A 19,093-nucleotide genomic window follows, 5' to 3' on the forward strand; every position below is an offset into this window, starting at 1 on the left:
CTGTCTCAGATTACTAGTTTTTCAAAAAGGTCCTGAAGTGTATCTGCAGGATTCTCCGTTAAGCCCGGATGTACAGGCGAGCACTGTATAAGTGTACTGCGCCGGGCGGTTAGCCAACGAAACCGCTCCGCCTGATCTAATTCAGCCAGTTTACCCCCATCATTTGAACCATTACAGATCTGTTCGAATGAATGTAAGTGCTGGCGAATCATGTCAACATCCAAATCTCTGCACAATACACTGCATTTATCGTCATTCAATTGCCATAAAAATCCGGAATAGCGCATTCTCTTACAATACAATATCACACCGACATTGATAAACTCTTCTCTCTCCACTCTAGGCACGAGTCTCACTACAGCATATTCAAATACGTTCTTCACGTGCTTCTATAATTTGATTAACAAACAATTCTGAATGTGCCAGCCTGTTACATAAAAACTGAATATAGACTGAACGGGCATCCTCTGCACTCAACTCTCTTACTTCATCCTGCAGCCATTCATCCGGCACAACAGATAACACTTTACGGATGATTTCCTCCGTAAATAAAGGTTTGTACATCTCGTCAGTCTTCTTTACCTCCGAAGCATATTTCAACAATACATGATCCTTAATCTGAACAAAAGGTTTCACGGATTGTTCCTCCCAATTGTCCCAGCTATGATGAAAATACAGCGAAGCACCATGATCAATCAGCCATAGTTCTTTGTGCCAGATCAGCATATTCGTATTCTTTACCGTACGATCTACATTCATCAGCAACGCATCCAGCCAAACGATTTTTGATGCTTCTTCAGCACCTATATGATCTACATTAGCATCAAAGGTAATAGCTCCGTTCAGAAAATGTAAACCCAGATTCTTACCAACACTGAATTTGAGGAGATCCTGTATCTCTTCATCAGGTTCTGTACGACCGAAAGAATCATCCAGCTCAGCAAACACAATCTCAGGAACACGAAGTCCCAGTACCCGTGCAAGTTCGCCCCCTATCAATTCAGCAATCAAAGCTTTACGCCCCTGCCCCGCTCCGCGAAACTTGATAACATAACTAAATCCGTCATCTGCATCTACAAGAGCCGGTAAAGATCCTCCTTCCCGGAAAGGTTGTACATATCGGATAATGTTTACTTCACGGATATCCAATTCTTTAATATTCATCTGCAATCACTTATGTAATAAACGGCCTCCTATTTACACGCATTTCCAGCAGGAAGTAAGTGCAAAAGGCTTATTTTGTAAATATCATAAAAATAAAACATAAGCGTAGTAAGAATTCTGCAGATTTGTCCCTTGCCCCTCTTCATCGATTGTAAAAATCCGTACTTTAGAGGTAATAAACAGATCTGTATGAAATCCATAAATTATGCCTTCCTATTATTATTCAGTCTTTCAGTTAGTGTGGTCAGTGCTCAATCTAAAGAAGAGCTGAAGAAAAAATATGAAAACAGTGACCTCCATAAAGAAACAGAGAAAAAAATGAGGAACACACACAATTACCCGGATAGTGTCATTCTCCCTCCTCTTCATTTTACCAATTCTTTTGTACAATTAGACAGCACTATAACGGATTTTCAATCTTTCAGTATAGATGTAGAGGTTCTCAATGATATTCCGGACGAATATGCATTCTATATATCTCCATTCAATATTCAGTTAAATGGTATGCCTGTGTATGGAGGTATCCAGACCCATTCGGATGGTTATAGTGTCAAAGATAATAAGTATCAGCAAATCGGACGTGGAGGAATCTTCTCTCGCTGGTACGAACGCAGCAAAGAGGCGACAAATTCTCCCGGATATTACAACAGCAGTGATGGTGAGGGTGATTTTATAAGTGTGCGCAATAAACTAAACTGGAATAAAGGGAAATATAGATTAAAGCTTACAAAAACAAAATACGAGAAAGGAAAAAGTGTAGCTTCCGATTTCACCCCCAAGGATTTATATTTCTCCTGGGGAGATGTAGAGCATTCCTGGGTAACTTATACGGTCGAAAATCTGCAGACGCAACGTATAGACACTATAGGTGCATTGGCCTTTCCGGGTAAAAAAATCCGAATGGACAAAACAATCGTTTATTTTACAGAACAATATCATAAATACTTTGATTTTGGAATTCCTGACAGACATTTAGGAGACAACTTCATCTACTACAAAGACATTCCGGTCATCGACATGACCCTCAGCAATCTGACCGTCAACGGGAAAGTATTTATTCCTAAAGAAATTAAAACATATCACAACCGCACGCACCATCCGGATCAGGATCAAATCAAAATGCCTATGCCTGTACTCTCCACAGACAAGTATGACCCCGAAACAGGTGTATTGACTTATCGTATCGGAGAATTGGTCCGCTGGTAGTCAAAAATATTACTGTACTGGTTTTATAGCATTATATTTTCGGGGAATATGATGCTATAATTACAAAGCCGGTCCCTGCTTTATCCCCAAATTTTACTTATTCTACTTATATTTGCTAATCAACAAATTATTAAGAGCATACAATCACCGTTCATGGATACGATTCAAGAATATAACAGTGTTATCGAGCATTGTCAAAACCTTTTTATCAGGAAAACAAAAGATTATGGTACAGCATGGCGCATCATGCGGCTATCCTCTATCACCGACCAAATTTATATTAAAGCTCAAAGAATCCGTACATTAGAAGTAAAACAAGTCTCCAAAGTTGGAGAGGGTATTGCCGAAGAGTATGTAGGTATTATTAATTACTGTGTAATTGCTATGCTGCAGATCGAACTGGGTGAAGACGGAGAGGAAAATCTGGATCCGGCATTTGTGAACCAAAAATATAATGAAAAAGTAGAACAGACCAGAGATTTGATGCTAGCCAAAAATCACGACTATGGGGAAGCCTGGCGTGATATGCGGATTTCATCACTTACAGATCTGATTCTGATGAAAATACACCGCGTCAAACAGATCGAAGACAACGGTGGGCAAACTATCGTTTCCGAAGGAATCAACGCCAACTATCAAGATATGTTAAATTATGCCGTATTCGCCTTGATAAAAATGGGTTTGGCAGCACAAAAATAAACCAGATATGCAAAGTACCTACATTCAACCTGCTAAACAAAAGACAAACTATCTGCTAGGATTTTCAAGAATCCTCACTGGACTGCTTTTTATCTTTTCGGGTTTGATAAAAGCCAATGACCCGACTGGATTCGGATATAAACTGGAAGAATATTTTCATGTATTCAACATGAATTTTCTGAATGATTACAGCACTTACCTGGCTATTCTGATCTGTGGATTGGAAATTATTTTCGGGGCTCTGTTACTGTTAGGTTTCCATGGCCGTAAAGTAGCCTGGGGATTACTGATTCTTATTATTTTCTTTACTTTTCTTACCTTCTACTCTGCTTTTTTTGAGGTAGTAACATCCTGCGGATGTTTTGGGGATGCTATTCCTTTGACTCCATGGCAGTCTTTTTCTAAAGACCTTGTTCTACTGGCACTCATTCTGATTATCTTTATCTATCGCAAACAAATAAAACCTATAATTGCAGACCCTTTCACCAGTAACCTGCTGACTACAGCTGTGGTCGTCATCTCCATGGGCATAGGAATATACACAACACATTACCTCCCTTTTATTGATTTTCTTCCTTACAAAAAAGGCAATAATATCCCCTCTCTTATGGTCTTACCGGAAGGTAAAGAAGGAGACGTATATGAGACAATATATGCCATGAAAAATGTAAAAACGGGAGAAACAAAGGATGTTACAGACAAAGTTTATATGTCTGAAAAAATATGGGAGGACAGCGATTGGGAAATTGTAGGAGATCCTAAAAGTAAACTTATCAAAAAAGGATACGCTATCCCGATTCCGGATCTGATGATAACTGATGTAGACGGAAATGACAAAACACAGGAAATTATCAGCAATCCCTACTACAACTTTGTGGTTGTTAGTAAAGACCTGACTAAAATGGGAAAAGGCGAACTGGAAGCTTTGGGTCAGATCAATCAGACCGTCAAACAAATTGCAGAGGACTATAATCTTAGAGCAGTTTTACTGACAGCGAGTTCATCAACAGATGCTGATTATCTGAGTGAACATATGGATCTGATCTTTGAGATTTTTTACGCAGATCAAGTACCGCTTAAAAGCATGGTAAGATCTAATCCGGGAGTGCTGCTTTTACAAAATGGAACCGTGATCAACAAATGGTCACACAATAACTTCCCGTCTGTCGAAAAGTTAGAAAAAAAATATTTCAAGGAAGATAAATAATGAATACGCCCGTTTTTTTAATCGGTTATATGGGAAGCGGTAAAACAACTATCGGTAAAAAGCTTGCCAATAAAATGAATGTACCGTTTATCGACCTTGACGAAGAGATAGTAAAATATATTGGTATGCCGATTGCTCAGTATTTTGAAACAAACAGTGAAGAAGCTTTCCGAAATCTGGAACGCGAATTTCTGCAAAAGCAGGAAGGAGTATCCGGTATCATTTCTACAGGAGGAGGAACACCTTGTTTCCATGACAATATGAGTTGGATCAATGAAAGAGGAATTTCTCTGTACCTGAAAATGACACCGAAAGCGCTCTGGGACAGGCTATCCAAATCAGATGTTAAGAAAAGACCGATTTTGCTCGGGTTAAAGGGAGAAGAGCTCTATCAGTTTATTGAATCTAAACTGGAAGAACGGGAGCCGTTTTATAATCAGGCTCATATTATCTTCGAAAAACTGGATCGTGATCTGGATGAAATCATTCGCCTGATAAATACGCACAATAAAGAAAATAGTCCTACTATATGAATAAAAGAATACGGATACTTCTACTCGGGTTTATCCTGCTGACAACGATCAGCAGTTGTATAGAAATGGCTTCCTCTAATAAGCCATCCCTTACTCAGGGCACCGTTTTTAAATTCAAATCCGTAGATGATTTATATCAGTTTCTGACTTATGATGAAAAAAGATATCCGCTTGTCAGTGCTCATCGAGGCGGGCCATATCCGGGATATCCTGAAAATGCTATAGAAACATTCGATTATATCGCCAGCAAACAGCCTTCCATTATTGAATGTGATGTAAGACTGACTAAAGATTCTGCTTTGGTACTGATGCATGACGACAAACTGGACCGTACAACTAATGGTACTGGCAAAGTAAGTGATCATACCCTTGCTGAACTAAAAAAACTTAAACTCAAGGACAACAATGGAAAGTTGACCTTATATCGCATTCCAACTTTAGAAGAAGCATTGGCATGGGGAATAGGCAAAGTAATCTACACCCTTGATGTAAAACAGGAAACACCTTACAGTCTGGTTATTAATGCTATCCGTAAGACCAGAGCAGAAGCGCATGTCATTATTATTACCTATAATCCCAATCAGGCCGACCGTATATTCAGTCTGGCTCCGGATCTTATGATTTCAGCCTCTATCCGCAACTCCGGAGACCTATTACGTCTTAATGACAGGGATATACCAGACAACAGATTAGTGGCTTTTGTAGGAACGAGAGAAGCTGACAAAGGTCTGGTTGATCTTCTCCATGGACATGGGATACCCATTATCCTCGGCACTATGGGTAACCTGGACAAACAGGCTAAAGCAAATGGCAATCAGGTATATGCTGAATACGTAGATAGAGGTGCTGATATATTAAGCACAGACAGACCATTAGAGGCAGGAAAATCCCTGAAATATTACATCTTGAAAAGAGGAATAAAATCTCCGTTTATCAATTAAGAACCACACATGTCTATTGTACTCAGGCAAATTACCAAAACGTACCATCAGCAAAAGGCCTTAGACGAAATTTCGTTTGATGTATCGGCCAATACTATAGTTGGTTTTCTGGGACCCAACGGGGCAGGAAAATCAACCACGATGAAAATTATGACAGGACTGATTCCGGCTGATTCCGGTTCTGTGATCATCAATGGACTTAATTTAGAAAATGCTCACAGGGAGATCAAAAAATTAATTGGCTACCTCCCGGAGAACAATCCTTTATATGGAGAAATGTATGTCCGGGAGATCCTTGCTTTCGAAGCAGGAGTACATCAGATCGCAAATAAATCACAGCGAATAGAAGAGGTTATCTACCTTACCGGTCTGGAAAGCGAACAACACAAAAAAGTACAACAACTCTCCAAAGGATACAGACAACGTGTGGGATTAGCAATGGCTATTATCCACGATCCCCAGGTGCTCATTCTGGACGAGCCTACGACCGGATTAGACCCTAATCAGATTCTCGAAATCAGAAGTCTGATTAAAACACTGGGAAAAGAAAAAACCGTCCTGTTCTCCACCCATATCATGCAGGAAGTGGAAGCGATTTGCGATGCTGTCATTATCCTAAAAAAAGGAAAAGTCATGGAAAATTTTGCATTAAAAGAATCAGACACAAAATACCCTGGCTTAACAATGGAAGATATTTTTGTTCAAATAACTAAATAAAATTCCTAAAACTTTCTTTCTGTTTGACTGTTATTACTATATTGAATATCAATAAATACAGGAAAACATGAAAAAATTATTTTTACCTTTTATTCTTTTGTTGGGAACAGTTGGTGTTACTCAAGCTCAAAAAATCGAAACTAAACCTCAGACATCAGCAGATGTAGGTATGAGACCGATTCAGACAGGTAACTGGATGGTTGGTGGTTCTATCGGAAGTTTAGGATATAGTTTTGAAGGCAAATCTTTCAATGCAGCACTTAATCCCCGTGCAGGATACTTTGTATCTGACGGTATTGCTATTGGTGCTGAGGGGATGTTGGGACTGACTACAATAAAAGATGGAGAAAACGATTGGAGATATGGTATTGCTCCATTCGTAAGATACTACTTCCCGGAGGGAGCTAGTTCTACAGGCCGCTTCTTTGGTCAGGGTTCTGTTGGTATTGCTGGAAGTTCATTAGGAGATGGTGCAACATTTACAGCAGGAGCGAACGTAGGGTATGCACACTTTATTACACAAACTGTGGCTTTGGAAGCAACATTTGGATACAATTACTCCAAAGCAAATGTGAGCGGTGCAGATAAATCTACAGGTCTTGGTTTTGGTGTAGGTTTCCAGATCTATCTTCCGGGAAAAAGATAGTTTTAACTTAATCCATTAATAAAGTACCGGCTGATCAGCCGGTACTTTCTTGTTTTACCGCCTTCTATTTGCTATTTTCGAAGCAAAAAACAAGACATTTTGCTTAGTATTTATAAAAAAGAGGTATCCTCGTATTTCAATGCACTTATCGGATATCTTGCCATAGGCTTATTTCTCTTAATTACCGGTTTATTGTTTTGGGTATTCCCGGAAACCAGTATTTTAGACAATGGATATGCTTCCCTTGAAGGTTTTTTCTCCCTTACACCTTACCTCTTTATCTTTCTCATACCGGCCATTACCATGCGGGCTATTGCCGGAGAAAAAGCGGAAGGAACATATGATCTCCTGTTGAGTCGTCCGGTTACAGTAAGGCAAATTGTTTTTGGTAAATTTTTAGGTGGTACTACTATTACCACATTAGCAATTGTACCTACCATTATCTATTCAATTTCCATTTACTTCTTAGCAAACCCAGCCGGCAATATAGATATCGGTGCGACTATTGGCTCCTATATCGGATTATTACTATTAGGAATTGGATTTGTTGCTATAGGACTCTTTTGTTCCTCCCTTTCAAAAAATGCAATTGTTTCCTTTTTACTGGCCGTCTTCTGTAGTTTCATAATGTTTTATGGTTTCGATGCCATTAGTCAGTTAAGTATCCTTACTTCTTATGAGACATTTGTCAAAAACATCGGGTTTCAGGAACATTACCTGGCGATCAGCCGCGGCGTACTTACGATATCTGATTTACTGTATTTCATTTCTGTACCTCTGTTCTTTTTAGTACTGACCGTAGGGCATCTCCGTCGTCAGTTCAACCCCAGAAAGAAGACTTTTACCTACTACGGAGCGACCATAGCTATTGTTATTCTTCTCAATTCAGGACTTATGAATTCATGGTCTGACCGTATTGATTTTACAGAAGACAAGCGGTTTACCCTGAATGATACATCTAAAAACATTGTCCAAAAACTAGACAAAGACATATACATTACCATTTTTCTTGATGGAGAATTGCCCAGTGGATTTGACCGGTTAAAAAAAGCAGCGATAGATATGGCATCAGATTTACGCTCATACTCTAATGGCAAGATTAAATTCAATATATTAAATCCATTGACCGGTACGCCTGCGGAACAGCAGGAATTTACGCAGGCGTTAGTCGGAAGAGGATTATATCCCACCAATCTCAGTGTAAAATCAGAATCAGGATTCAATCAAAAAATGATTTTTCCTGGTGCTATTATTTCTACAGCGGACCGGGAAATCGCGCTCAATCTCCTGCAGAACAGAAGCAGCGCAAGTCCGGAACAAATTCTTAATAATTCTATTCAAAATCTGGAATATGCCTTTATATCCGCTATTACTAAAGTTACAAAGAAGGACTTTCCATATATAGGATTTACAGAAGGACATGGGGAAGCGACGGACCTGCAATTGTATGATGCCATGCACTCACTTATGAACGGGAATGAGGTTGGACGTATCCTCCTGGACTCCCTCGATTATGAAGGCCTGAAAAAGCTGGATATCATGATTATTGCCAAACCGGTTAAAGCATTTTCGGAAAGTGACAAATACAAGATCGATTATTTTATAAGAAACGGTGGAAATGTTATATGGGCAATCGATCAGATAGATGCTAGTCTGGATCAACTTAGAGCAACAGGAGAACAGCCTATCATAGGACGACAGCTCAATCTGGACGATCAGCTCTTCCTCTATGGCTTACGTTTTAATTATAACCTGGTAGCAGATATGAACTGCGGACAGATTCCGATCAGTGTAGGCAATGTTGGCGGACAATCTCAAATAGAGCTCGCTCCCTGGCTATTTTATCCTATTCTCATGCCGGTATCCACAAATCCTATTGTTAAAAACCTGGACGGAATACGTACCGAATTCACAGGAACTATAGATACTATTGAAGCAAAAGGCATTAAAAAAGAAATTATACTTCAATCCTCTCCTTTTACTCGTATACTCAGCACCCCGGCCACGATATCATTGCAAATGGTAGAAAAACAACCAGACCCTGCGCGCTTCAAAAGCAAACCAGCTACGGTAGCCATATTACTGCAGGGAAAATTTCCTTATATTTTTGAAAATCGTCCGGCTCCGGCAGGGATTCAAAATCCTGTAGATTTATCTTCTGTATCTAAACCTGCAAAAATGCTGGCTATAGCAGACGGAGACTGGCTCATCAATCAGGTCAATGCATCGGATCAATCTCCTTTTCCATTGGGATGGGATCGCTATACCAATCAGCAGTTCGCCAATAAAACTTTCCTGGAAAATGCAGTGGACTATTTATTGAATGATACCTCTCTGATATCTCTAAGAAACAGGGAGGTCAAATTGCGCATGCTGGATCAGGCACTTGTGCGAAAAGATAAGTTGCAATGGCAGTTTATAAACGTTGTGTTACCTGTTGTCATTCTGTTTTTGGCTGGATTCCTTCAACAACTGTTACGGAAAAGAAAGTACACAAAAAAAGCCGTCCCTAGGGTGTAGTGACGGCTCTATATTTAGTTCATTATTATTTTTTCATCGTACCCTTTTCGCTAAGACGAATATGCCAGCTGAAGGCTTCTTCCAGCAAGTGAGGTGTGTGACCTCCTCGTTCCTTTGCACGGTCAAAGTAAGACTGCAATTCCGCTCTGAAATCCGGATGTACACAATTGTCTATAATAACCTGTGCCCGTTCACGCGGGGCTAATCCTCTTAAATCTGCAAGACCTATATCGGTAACCAGAATATCGACGTCATGTTCTGTATGGTCTACATGCGATACCATTGGCAATACATGAGAAATTGCGTTCTCTTTTGAAGCTGCCTGTGTCACAAAAATACTAAGGAAGGCATTACGTGCAAAGTCCCCGGAACCGCCAATACCATTCATTATCTTTGTGCCGCTGATATGTGTAGAGTTGACATTACCATAGATATCAAACTCTATTGCGGTATTGATTGCTATTACTCCAAGACGACGAATCAACCCCGGTGTATTGGAAATATTCTGTGGTCTCAGTACAATCCGGTCTCTGTATTTCTGCAGGTTATCAAATACCCTGCTATAACATTCCTTGGAAACAGTAATAGAAGAAGCTGAAGCAAATGATAATTTACCGGAATCAATAAGATCAAAAGCACTATCCTGCAATACCTCAGAAAACATCGTCAGGTCGTAAAAATTACTATCTTTAAATCCAGTTAATACAGCATTTGCCACTTTGCCTATACCTGCCTGTAAAGGAAGTAAACGATCAGTCAAATGACCTAACTTTACTTCATTTTCAAAGAATGCCATAATATGATTGGCAATAGCTGTAGTCTTCGCATCAGGTTCGGCAATATCTGCCGGACTATCTACAATATCTGTAAATACAATCGCAGCGATTTTATCCGGATTAATCGGAATTGTCTTTCTTCCGATTTTATTCCAGGGAGCTACAATCGGAATCACATTACGATATGGATAATCCTCTGCCTGATAGATGTCATGAATACCCAATACATCCAATGGAACAGCCGTATTAATTTCCAGAATAACTTTATTCGCCAAAGCGGCAAATGTAGCAGAATTACCTACCGATGTAGTAGGAACAAGACTTCCGTCACGATCTATATAAGCAACTTCAAGAACAGCAATATCAACAGGAGGAAGATTTTTATTATGTAAAAGCTCAGCACTTTCGCTCAAATGCTGATCAATAAACAGCACTTCCCCATCATTTATTTTTTTACGTAATACACGGTCCACCTGAAAAGGCATTCTTTTCTTCAATGCACCGGCTTCAGCCAGCTTTCCGTCAGTATCATGACCAAGTGAAGCTCCGGTCATTAATGTAATCTTTATTTTCTCCTTCCGTGCCCGTTCTGCCAAGGCAGGTAAAACCAATTTACTATCTCCGGCTTTTGTAAAACCACTGGAGCCCACAACCATATTATCTTCGAAGAGAAGAGCCGCTTCAGCAGCACTGACTACTTTATCTTTAAGACTTTCTAACCGAATTCTTTCCTCTGTCATATTTATAAAAAAACTTATGAAACCTCATTTACAACACACTCATAACGAGCACAGACAATATTAACCATTTATTTATTTGGCATTTTATTGCGTTTTGCCACAAAATTATCCAATAAAGACGATATATTTGTAAATATTTATGAATCAGTGATTAATATCATTTTATTAACTACTTTTTTACCTGAATAAGACATTCTTATCTATGTAAGATATTGATAGTATGACCGTTATAATCAAGAATACAACCATCAAAAATGAGTATCAACTAACTTTTGAGCAGTTTACAGGTAAGTATAAACTTACTTTTATGGATTATAATTGTTAATCAAGGATTTAATTATTAAAATTTCTCGAAGATGGAAGCCAAATATGTAGATCGGTATTACATGACAGAAGTAGATGCGTTTGAAGATAGCATCTACTGTCATCATAAAGTGATGGGCGAAAGCTTTATTGCGGAACATATGCATCAAAAAGGGCAATTTCTATATACTGAAGGCGGAGTAGTATTTCTAAAGACGCCGGATAAATCATTTTTCTTACCGGCACGTCATTACATTTGGATCCCATCAGGTATGAAGCACAGTATTCATCCAAGCAGTCCTGAAGTAATTATGCGAAATCTGTATTTCCCCAAATTTGAAACAGATACGGATTTCTTTGATAAGATTAATATCTATCCTGTAAACGATCTGCTGATAGAACTGATCATGTTTACAAACAGATGGAATGGCAATATATTCCCTGTTGAAGAGCCTAAATACTCCATTGCCAAAGCATTTAAACTGATTCTGCCGGAACTATCTCAGACAGAACTTCCTTTGGCTTTGCCTTATCCGAGTCATACCAAATTAAAGGATATTATTACTTATCTGGATAGCAGGATTGAAGAAAATGTAAGTTTTAAAGATGTAGCCAAACAGTTTGACATCAGCGAACGTACGCTGGCCCGTCTCTTCCAAAAAGAACTTAACATGTCCTTCATACAATACTATACCATTCTAAGGATGTTAAAGGCATTGAAACTCTTATTGGATGAAAAGTTAACAGTCAATGAAGTGGCACTAAAAGTCGGATATAGCAGCCTTCCTACTTTCAGTAATACATTTAATAAAATAGTGGGCGTCCGGCCAAGTGAATATGTCAAGCACAAAAACCATTTGCTGTAAGCAGAACCTCTCCTTCCTGTTATTTTTTCACTATCTTTAGCGAAAGACACAAACCATACTATGAAACTAAAGAATGCATTTGCAGCTCTAAGCATAGGAGCTTTATTATTCTCCTCAGCTCCATTAGTTGCACAAACTGTAAAGAAACCCAAACCAATCCAGTTATTCAACGGAAAAGACATGAAAAACTGGATCATTAAGATCCGCCAACACGAAGTTGGTGATAATTATGCAAATACATTCAGAGTTGAAGATGGCCTGCTCAAAGTAAGATATGATGGTTATAAATCCTTTGACAAACAATATGGTCATATTGCCTATGACAAACCATTCAGTGCATATGTCTTACGCGTACAGTACCGTTTTGTAGGAGAACAGGCACCGGAAGGTGAAGGTTGGGCATGGCGCAACAGCGGAGCAATGCTGCATGGCCAGGATCCGCGTACTATGTTAAAAAATCAGGACTTCCCGATATCTATTGAAGGACAGCTGTTAGGTGGAGACGGAAAAAATGAACGTACGACAAGCAACCTCTGCACTCCCGGTACTAATGTCGTAATGAATGACAAATTATTCACCCCGCATTGTATCAGCTCCAAATCCAAAACTTACCACGGAGATCAATGGGTAACAGCAGACTTTGTGGTATTAGGAGATTCTGTTATTCAACATATTCTCGAAGGTCAGGTGGTATTGGAGTATAATAAACCTCAGATCGGAGGAGGAAGTGTATCCGACTACGATCCGGCTCAGAAAAAAGACGGACAACTGTTAAAGCAGGGATATATTTCTCTTCAGAGTGAAAGTCACCCAATAGATTTCAAAAAGGTCGAATTATATAATCTGGAGCCTTACATGAAAGATCCTGAAAAACTGGACAAGATCATACAACAAATCATTACACAGAAATAAAAACAGAAGGCCTGATTACATATAATCAGGCCTTTTGCTATACTACAACGAGAAAAGGGATACATTATTCATGTATCCCTACTATATCGCTTTAAACAGGTCTAACGAGGAATTAACCTAATTTGTTAACCAATTTAGTCAATTTCGATTTGTTGTTAGCAGCTTTTTTCTTGTGAATTACGTTTTTCTTAGCCAAACGATCCAACATAGAAATTACACGAGGTAATAAAGTTTTAGCTTCTTCTGCTGAAGTAGTGTTACGTAATTTTTTGATTGCGTTACGAGTTGTTTTTGCTTGGTAACGGTTTCTCAAACGCTTAGTTGCATTTGCTCTAATTCTTTTGATCGCTGATTTATGATTTGCCATTTTTATTAGCTAATTTTATTTCTTTACTTAAATTTCGGACTGCAAAAATAACCCATATTTTTCATATATCAAAATCTAAATTAAAGTTTTGCTTGCTTATCTTTGTATATGCAAAAATTATCCATGGACCAATTGCAGCGTCCTGATGTCGAAACGTTTAAAAAGCAATCTAAAATACCGGTTATACTGGTATTGGATAATGTAAGAAGTATGCACAACGTAGGCTCGGCCTTCCGTACTTCAGATGCTTTCGCAGTCGAAAAAATTATTTTGGGAGGTATTACCGGTACTCCTCCTCATCGTGAAATAGAAAAAACAGCACTGGGCGCCACCTCATCTGTAGATTGGGAACATGCCCCTGATGTGGTCAGCAGACTGCAGGCATTAAAAGCTGAAGGATATCAGATATTAGCGATAGAACAGGCAGAAGGCAGTGTGATGTTACATCAGTTTGAACCTTTATCAGATCAGAAATATGCCTTTGTATTCGGCAATGAAGTACACGGTGTAGATGAAGAGATTATGAAGATTTCGGACGGATGTCTGGAGATTCCCCAATTCGGCACCAAGCATTCTTTTAATATTTCTGTCACAATCGGGATCGTCTTATGGGATTTTGTTGTAAAAAACAGATTTAATTGAAAAATAGTTCAGAAGTTCGTTATTTAAACTTTTAGATATCATCGCAAAACAGTAGATTTGTGATGCAAAAAACAAGACAAAAATGAGTGTACTAGTTAATAAAGATTCAAAAGTTATCGTACAAGGCTTTACAGGAACAGAAGGTACTTATCACGCTACTCAAATGATTGAGTATGGCACAAATGTCGTAGGTGGTGTAACTCCGGGCAAAGGTGGTCAGCAACATTTGGACCGTCCGGTATTCAACACTGTTCAGGATGCTGTAGACAAAACCGGTGCTAACGTATCTATCATCTTCGTACCGCCGGCATTTGCTGCTGATGCGATTATGGAAGCTGCTGCTGCAGGTATCGAAGTAATCGTTTGTATTACTGAAGGTATTCCTACAAAAGACATGATTCAGGTAAAATCTTACTTGAGTGACAAAAACTCTCGTTTGATCGGTCCGAACTGTCCGGGTATTATTACTGCAGATGAAGCTAAAATTGGTATCATGCCAGGTTTTATATTCAAAAAAGGTACTGTAGGTATCGTTTCAAAATCAGGAACATTAACATACGAAGCAGTAGATCAAACTGTGAAAGCAGGATTAGGAATTACTACAGCTATCGGTATCGGTGGTGACCCTATTATCGGTACAACTACTAAAGAGGCTGTAGAATTATTAATGAACGATCCTGAAACTAAAGGTATCATCATGATTGGTGAGATCGGTGGTGGTATGGAAGCTGAAGCTGCTCGTTGGATTAAAGAACACGGTACAAAACCTGTTGTTGGTTTTATCGCAGGTCAGACAGCGCCTCCGGGACGCCGTATGGGACACGCTGGTGCAATCGTAGGTGGTGCAGATGATACTGCTGCTGCTAAAATGAAAATCATGGCAGAATGTGGAATTCGCGTTGTAGAATCCCCTGCTGAAATCGGAAAAGCAATCGCTGAAGAATTAGCTAAATAAGCGTTCTTACTGAAATATTAAAAGCCGGAGTAGAATTACTCCGGCTTTTTTATTATAGCCTTACACTCCTCTATTTAACCATTATTTGCCAGGTATAAGCAATTCCTTATGTCTCTCTATAGTATTCAGTGACGACGGACAAACCGTTGTCACTAACTCTGGCGCAAGCATAAGCGTAGCGGTGCTTGTGCCTATATTACCTTGGTACGAGCGGCACGCTCGCACCAGCGTTTTGCTTTCTTATGCGTCTGTTGTTGTCTCAACCAGCAGTATAGTTCTTTAGTAGTTAATAAGCAGTAGAAGTATGCTGTTGGAATAGCAATGAGAATAATTCGGGCAAACCTTTACTAACTCTGGCGCAAGCATAAGCGTAGCGGTGCTTGTGCCTGTATTATCTTGGTACGAGCGGCACGCTCGCACCAGCTTTTGCTTTTATGCTCTGTTAGGGTTTTCCCAACAGTATAGTCGTTCAGTAGTTAATAAGCAGTAGAAGTATGCTGTTGGAATAGCAGTTCTTAACCTCTCTCCCGGTAAACCGGGATCTCTCCTTGGAAAGGAGAGAGAATAGTTCGGTAAAACCGTTATCCTAACTCTGGCGCAAGCATAAGCGTAGCGCTGCTTGTGCCTGTATTACATGGGTACGAGCGGCACGCTCACACCAGCTTTTGTATTTGAATGTGGAAGATATTTGATGTGGAGTGTTTTGCTGCCCGGCTTTGTCAGCAGCTATTACCATTACCTCCCGTTTGAAAACAAAAAAGCCCTTATCTGTTTCCAGAAAGGGCTTTCGTATAAAAAAAGGCACCGACCTACTCTCCCACCTGTTACGGCAATACCATCGGCTCTGGCGGGCTTGACTGCTCTGTTCGGAATGGGAAGAGGTAGACACCGCCGATATAGGCACCTGAATACTTTTTTGATATTATATAATAACTAACTCTCATTAGCCACAATAACATCAATGACATTATATTGAAAGAAATAATTAAAGAGGAAGACAACAGTGTTATCTGCTTGAGAAAGCTTCGGGCTATTAGTATTGCTCGGCTATGGTATTTCTACCTTTACACCTACAACCTATCAACGTAGTCATCTTCTACGACCCTATAAGGAAGTCTCATCTCGTGGCTAGTTTCGCACTTAGATGCTTTCAGCGCTTATCTATTCCAGACGTAGCTACCCTGCCGTACACCTGGCGGCATAACAGGTTCACCAGCGGTCTGTCCAATCCGGTCCTCTCGTACTAAGATCAGATCCACTCAAACTTCCAACGCCCACAACAGATAGGGACCGAACTGTCTCGCGACGTTCTGAACCCAGCTCGCGTGCCACTTTAATGGGCGAACAGCCCAACCCTTGGGACCTTCTCCAGCCCCAGGATGTGACGAGCCGACATCGAGGTGCCAAACCTCCCCGTCGATATGAGCTCTTGGGGGAGATCAGCCTGTTATCCCCAGCGTACCTTTTATCCTTTGAGCGATGGCCCTTCCATACAGAACCACCGGATCACTATGTCCGTCTTTCGACCCTGTTCGACTTGTCGGTCTCACAGTCAAGCAAGCTTATGCCATTGCACTCCACGTACGGTTACCAAGCGTACTGAGCTTACCTTTGAAAGCCTCCGTTACCTTTTTGGAGGCGACCACCCCAGTCAAACTACCCACCAAACAATGTCCTCGACTTGATCGAGTTAGAAACCGAATACAGAAAGGGCGGTATTTCAAGGTTGATTCCACGACTCCTGGCGAAGCCGCTTCAACATCTCCCGCCTATCCTACACATCCTGTACCCAATTCCAATGTTAAGCTATAGTGAAGGTGCATGGGGTCTTTCCGTCCCGTTGCGGGTAACCGGCGTCTTCACCGATACCACAATTTCACCGAGCTCATGGCTGAGACAGCGCCCAGATCGTTACACCATTCGTGCAGGTCGGAACTTACCCGACAAGGAATTTCGCTACCTTAGGACCGTTATAGTTACGGCCGCCGTTTACTGGGGCTTCGATTCAATGCTTCTCTTGCGATGACATCCCCTCTTAACCTTCCAGCACCGGGCAGGTGTCAGGCCTTATACCTCATCTTTCGATTTTGCAAAGCCATATGTTTTTGTTAAACAGTCGCCTGGGCCTTTTCACTGCGGCTTCTCACTCTCGTGAGGAAGCGCCCCTTCTCCCGAAGTTACAGGGCCATTTTGCCGAGTTCCTTAGCCATGATTCACTCGAGCACCTTAGGATTCTCTCCTCGACTACCTGTGTCGGTTTACGGTACGGGTTTTTATAACCTGAAGCTTAGCGGGTTTTCTTGGAAGTCTGCTTACCTGCTCTATCAGCGCCACCGAAGCTTTGCTGTACTATTGGGTTTCAGCTAAAAATGCGGATTTGCCTACATCTCTAATACCTACGCCTTTTAACGAACTATTCCGTCAGTTCGCGGCAGTGTCACTACTCCGTCACCACATCGCAGTTATAAAAAGTACTGGAATATTAACCAGTTGTCCATCGGTTGTCCCCCTTCGGGTGTACCTTAGGCCCCGACTAACCCTGATCCGATTAGCGTTGATCAGGAAACCTTAGTCTTTCGGTGGGCAGGTTTCCCACCTGCCTTATCGTTACTTATGCCTACATTTGCTTTTCTATAAAGTCCACGCCACATTACCATGACGATTCGCCCCCTATAGAATGCTCCCCTACCAGTATATACTCTTGTATATAATCCATAGCTTCGGTAATACACTTGATGCCCGTTTATTATCCACGCCCGGCCGCTCGACTAGTGAGCTGTTACGCACTCTTTAAATGAATGGCTGCTTCCAAGCCAACATCCTAGCTGTCTGGGCAACCGGACCTCGTTAGTTCAACTTAGTGTATATTTGGGGACCTTAGCTGATGGTCTGGGTTCTTTCCCTCTCGGCCTTGGACCTTAGCACCCAAAGCCTCACTGCAAGATATATTTGATAGCATTCGGAGTTCGTCTGGATTTGGTAGGATTTGACTCCCCCGCACCCAATCGGTAGCTCTACCTCTATCAAACTAAACTCTCACGCTGTTCCTAAAAACATTTCGGGGAGTACGAGCTATTTCCCAGTTTGATTAGCCTTTCACCCCTACCCTCAGGTCATCCGGAAACTTTTCAACGTTTATCGGTTCGGTCCTCCATTACATGTTACTGCAACTTCAACCTGCCCAAGGGTAGATCACAAGGTTTCGCGTCTACCTCATCTGACTATGCGCCCTATTAAGACTCGCTTTCGCTTCGGATACGTGGCTGAACCACTTAACCTTGCCAGACAAGAGTAACTCGTAGGCTCATTATGCAAAAGGCACGCTGTCACAGAATCACTCTGCTCCAACCGCTTGTAAGCACACGGTTTCAGGTTCTTTTCACTCCCCTGTTCGGGGTTCTTTTCACCTTTCCCTCACGGTACTGGTTCACTATCGGTCTCTCAGGAGTATTTAGCCTTGGCGGATGGTGCCGCCGGATTCCCACAGGGCGTCTCCGACCCCGCGGTACTCAGGATACCACTATGCTGACCCTCTTTACGTATACGGGACTATCACCCTTATCGTGCAGCTTCCCATCTGCTTCTACTTCATACGGTCAATACAACGTCGTGGTCCTACAACCCCATAAATGCCGTAACAATTATGGTTTGGGCTCTTTCCCGTTCGCTCGCCACTACTTGGGAAATCATTATTATTTTCTTCTCCTACGCCTACTTAGATGTTTCAGTTCAGCGCGTTCGCGTATTATACAACATACCTTCAGTATGTTAGGTTGCCCCATTCGGAAATCATCGGATCAAGTCGCATTTGCCAATCCCCGATGCTTATCGCAGCTTATCACGTCCTTCTTCGCCTCTGAGAGCCTAGGCATCCCCCGTGTGCCCTTATTTACTTTCTT

At 41.0% G+C, this 19,093-nt stretch carries 16 protein-coding genes and 2 rRNA genes; 12 read left to right on the forward strand and 6 right to left on the reverse strand.

Features of this window, described 5'->3' with window-relative positions:
• Positions 1–5: 5 nt before the first annotated feature.
• Both I6J02_RS03845 and I6J02_RS03850 read right to left on the reverse strand, forming a co-directional pair.
• Positions 6–383, reverse strand: a complete 378-nt coding sequence (locus I6J02_RS03845; RefSeq protein WP_201680530.1) for a DUF3037 domain-containing protein — start codon at positions 381–383, stop codon at positions 6–8.
• Positions 367–1,164 (reverse strand): HipA family kinase, encoded by a 798-nt coding sequence (locus tag I6J02_RS03850; RefSeq protein WP_201680531.1) that lies wholly within the window; start codon positions 1,162–1,164, stop codon positions 367–369. The genes I6J02_RS03845 and I6J02_RS03850 overlap by 17 nt, the downstream gene beginning before the upstream one ends.
• 189 nt (positions 1,165–1,353) lie before the next feature.
• Between I6J02_RS03850 and I6J02_RS03855 the strand changes: the two genes are divergently transcribed.
• From I6J02_RS03855 to gldG, 8 genes are all read left to right on the forward strand, one after another.
• A complete protein-coding gene (locus tag I6J02_RS03855; protein ID WP_201680532.1) occupies positions 1,354–2,370 on the forward strand; it encodes a hypothetical protein in 1,017 nt (338 codons plus the stop codon).
• A 153-nt stretch (positions 2,371–2,523) separates the two neighbouring features.
• On the forward strand, positions 2,524–3,069 hold the full coding sequence (locus I6J02_RS03860; RefSeq protein WP_201680533.1) for a DUF1599 domain-containing protein: 546 nt from the start codon (positions 2,524–2,526) through the stop codon (positions 3,067–3,069).
• 7 nt (positions 3,070–3,076) lie between these two features.
• Complete coding sequence (locus I6J02_RS03865; protein ID WP_201680534.1) at positions 3,077–4,276, forward strand: BT_3928 family protein; 1,200 nt, start codon at positions 3,077–3,079, stop codon at positions 4,274–4,276.
• Positions 4,276–4,809 carry a shikimate kinase gene (locus tag I6J02_RS03870; RefSeq protein WP_201680535.1) on the forward strand — a complete coding sequence of 178 codons (534 nt, stop codon included), beginning with the start codon at positions 4,276–4,278 and terminating at the stop codon, positions 4,807–4,809. Before I6J02_RS03865 ends, I6J02_RS03870 begins: the two co-directional genes overlap by 1 nt.
• On the forward strand, positions 4,806–5,750 hold the full coding sequence (locus I6J02_RS03875; protein WP_201680536.1) for a glycerophosphodiester phosphodiesterase family protein: 945 nt from the start codon (positions 4,806–4,808) through the stop codon (positions 5,748–5,750). The genes I6J02_RS03870 and I6J02_RS03875 overlap by 4 nt, the downstream gene beginning before the upstream one ends.
• A gap of 9 nt (positions 5,751–5,759) precedes the next feature.
• Positions 5,760–6,467, forward strand: a complete 708-nt coding sequence (locus I6J02_RS03880; protein ID WP_201680537.1) for an ATP-binding cassette domain-containing protein — start codon at positions 5,760–5,762, stop codon at positions 6,465–6,467.
• Positions 6,468–6,534: 67 nt separating this feature from the next.
• Complete coding sequence (locus I6J02_RS03885; RefSeq protein WP_201680538.1) at positions 6,535–7,113, forward strand: hypothetical protein; 579 nt, start codon at positions 6,535–6,537, stop codon at positions 7,111–7,113.
• A gap of 99 nt (positions 7,114–7,212) precedes the next feature.
• The gene (gldG, locus tag I6J02_RS03890; RefSeq protein ID WP_201680539.1) at positions 7,213–9,633 is read left to right on the forward strand and encodes a gliding motility-associated ABC transporter substrate-binding protein GldG; all 2,421 of its coding nucleotides are present in this window, start codon (positions 7,213–7,215) and stop codon (positions 9,631–9,633) included.
• 25 nt (positions 9,634–9,658) lie between these two features.
• Here gldG and I6J02_RS03895 read toward each other — a convergent pair whose 3' ends face one another.
• A complete protein-coding gene (locus I6J02_RS03895; RefSeq protein ID WP_201680540.1) occupies positions 9,659–11,149 on the reverse strand; it encodes a succinate CoA transferase in 1,491 nt (496 codons plus the stop codon).
• Positions 11,150–11,505: 356 nt separating this feature from the next.
• Between I6J02_RS03895 and I6J02_RS03900 the strand changes: the two genes are divergently transcribed.
• Both I6J02_RS03900 and I6J02_RS03905 read left to right on the forward strand, forming a co-directional pair.
• Positions 11,506–12,318, forward strand: a complete 813-nt coding sequence (locus tag I6J02_RS03900) for a helix-turn-helix transcriptional regulator (protein WP_003011532.1) — start codon at positions 11,506–11,508, stop codon at positions 12,316–12,318.
• Between the two features lie 60 nt (positions 12,319–12,378).
• Positions 12,379–13,230, forward strand: coding sequence for a DUF1080 domain-containing protein (locus I6J02_RS03905; protein ID WP_201680541.1), 852 nt, complete (start codon positions 12,379–12,381; stop codon positions 13,228–13,230).
• A 112-nt stretch (positions 13,231–13,342) separates the two neighbouring features.
• Here I6J02_RS03905 and rpsT read toward each other — a convergent pair whose 3' ends face one another.
• Positions 13,343–13,597: a 30S ribosomal protein S20 gene (rpsT, locus tag I6J02_RS03910; RefSeq protein ID WP_002992614.1), complete on the reverse strand. Its 255-nt coding sequence runs from the start codon at positions 13,595–13,597 to the stop codon at positions 13,343–13,345.
• A gap of 108 nt (positions 13,598–13,705) precedes the next feature.
• Here rpsT and I6J02_RS03915 point away from each other — a divergent pair, with 108 nt between their 5' ends.
• Both I6J02_RS03915 and sucD read left to right on the forward strand, forming a co-directional pair.
• Entirely contained in the window at positions 13,706–14,239 is a 534-nt protein-coding gene (locus tag I6J02_RS03915; protein WP_201680542.1) for an RNA methyltransferase, read from the forward strand.
• A gap of 82 nt (positions 14,240–14,321) precedes the next feature.
• Complete coding sequence (gene sucD, locus I6J02_RS03920) at positions 14,322–15,194, forward strand: succinate--CoA ligase subunit alpha (RefSeq protein ID WP_201680543.1); 873 nt, start codon at positions 14,322–14,324, stop codon at positions 15,192–15,194.
• A 796-nt stretch (positions 15,195–15,990) separates the two neighbouring features.
• Here sucD and rrf read toward each other — a convergent pair.
• Positions 15,991–16,102: ribosomal RNA gene (rrf, locus tag I6J02_RS03925) — 5S ribosomal RNA — on the reverse strand.
• A 106-nt stretch (positions 16,103–16,208) separates the two neighbouring features.
• Positions 16,209–19,093, reverse strand: a 23S ribosomal RNA gene (locus tag I6J02_RS03930).

This window comes from Sphingobacterium spiritivorum, assembly GCF_016725325.1.
Classification (GTDB): domain Bacteria; phylum Bacteroidota; class Bacteroidia; order Sphingobacteriales; family Sphingobacteriaceae; genus Sphingobacterium.

Bases quoted from the DNA above. Each gene is read 5' to 3' on its own strand.
- I6J02_RS03860 (WP_201680533.1), top strand. From the start codon at position 2,524: ATGGATACGATTCAAGAATATAACAGTGTTATCGAGCATTGTCAAAAC.
- I6J02_RS03905 (WP_201680541.1), top strand. From the start codon at position 12,379: ATGAAACTAAAGAATGCATTTGCAGCTCTAAGCATAGGAGCTTTATTA.
- I6J02_RS03875 (WP_201680536.1), top strand. From the start codon at position 4,806: ATGAATAAAAGAATACGGATACTTCTACTCGGGTTTATCCTGCTGACA.
- I6J02_RS03895 (WP_201680540.1), bottom strand. From the start codon at position 11,149: ATGACAGAGGAAAGAATTCGGTTAGAAAGTCTTAAAGATAAAGTAGTC.
- I6J02_RS03850 (WP_201680531.1), bottom strand. From the start codon at position 1,164: ATGAATATTAAAGAATTGGATATCCGTGAAGTAAACATTATCCGATAT.
- I6J02_RS03870 (WP_201680535.1), top strand. From the start codon at position 4,276: ATGAATACGCCCGTTTTTTTAATCGGTTATATGGGAAGCGGTAAAACA.
- I6J02_RS03885 (WP_201680538.1), top strand. From the start codon at position 6,535: ATGAAAAAATTATTTTTACCTTTTATTCTTTTGTTGGGAACAGTTGGT.
- I6J02_RS03855 (WP_201680532.1), top strand. From the start codon at position 1,354: ATGAAATCCATAAATTATGCCTTCCTATTATTATTCAGTCTTTCAGTT.
- I6J02_RS03865 (WP_201680534.1), top strand. From the start codon at position 3,077: ATGCAAAGTACCTACATTCAACCTGCTAAACAAAAGACAAACTATCTG.
- I6J02_RS03900 (WP_003011532.1), top strand. From the start codon at position 11,506: ATGGAAGCCAAATATGTAGATCGGTATTACATGACAGAAGTAGATGCG.
- I6J02_RS03880 (WP_201680537.1), top strand. From the start codon at position 5,760: ATGTCTATTGTACTCAGGCAAATTACCAAAACGTACCATCAGCAAAAG.
- I6J02_RS03915 (WP_201680542.1), top strand. From the start codon at position 13,706: ATGCAAAAATTATCCATGGACCAATTGCAGCGTCCTGATGTCGAAACG.
- sucD (WP_201680543.1), top strand. From the start codon at position 14,322: ATGAGTGTACTAGTTAATAAAGATTCAAAAGTTATCGTACAAGGCTTT.
- rpsT (WP_002992614.1), bottom strand. From the start codon at position 13,597: ATGGCAAATCATAAATCAGCGATCAAAAGAATTAGAGCAAATGCAACT.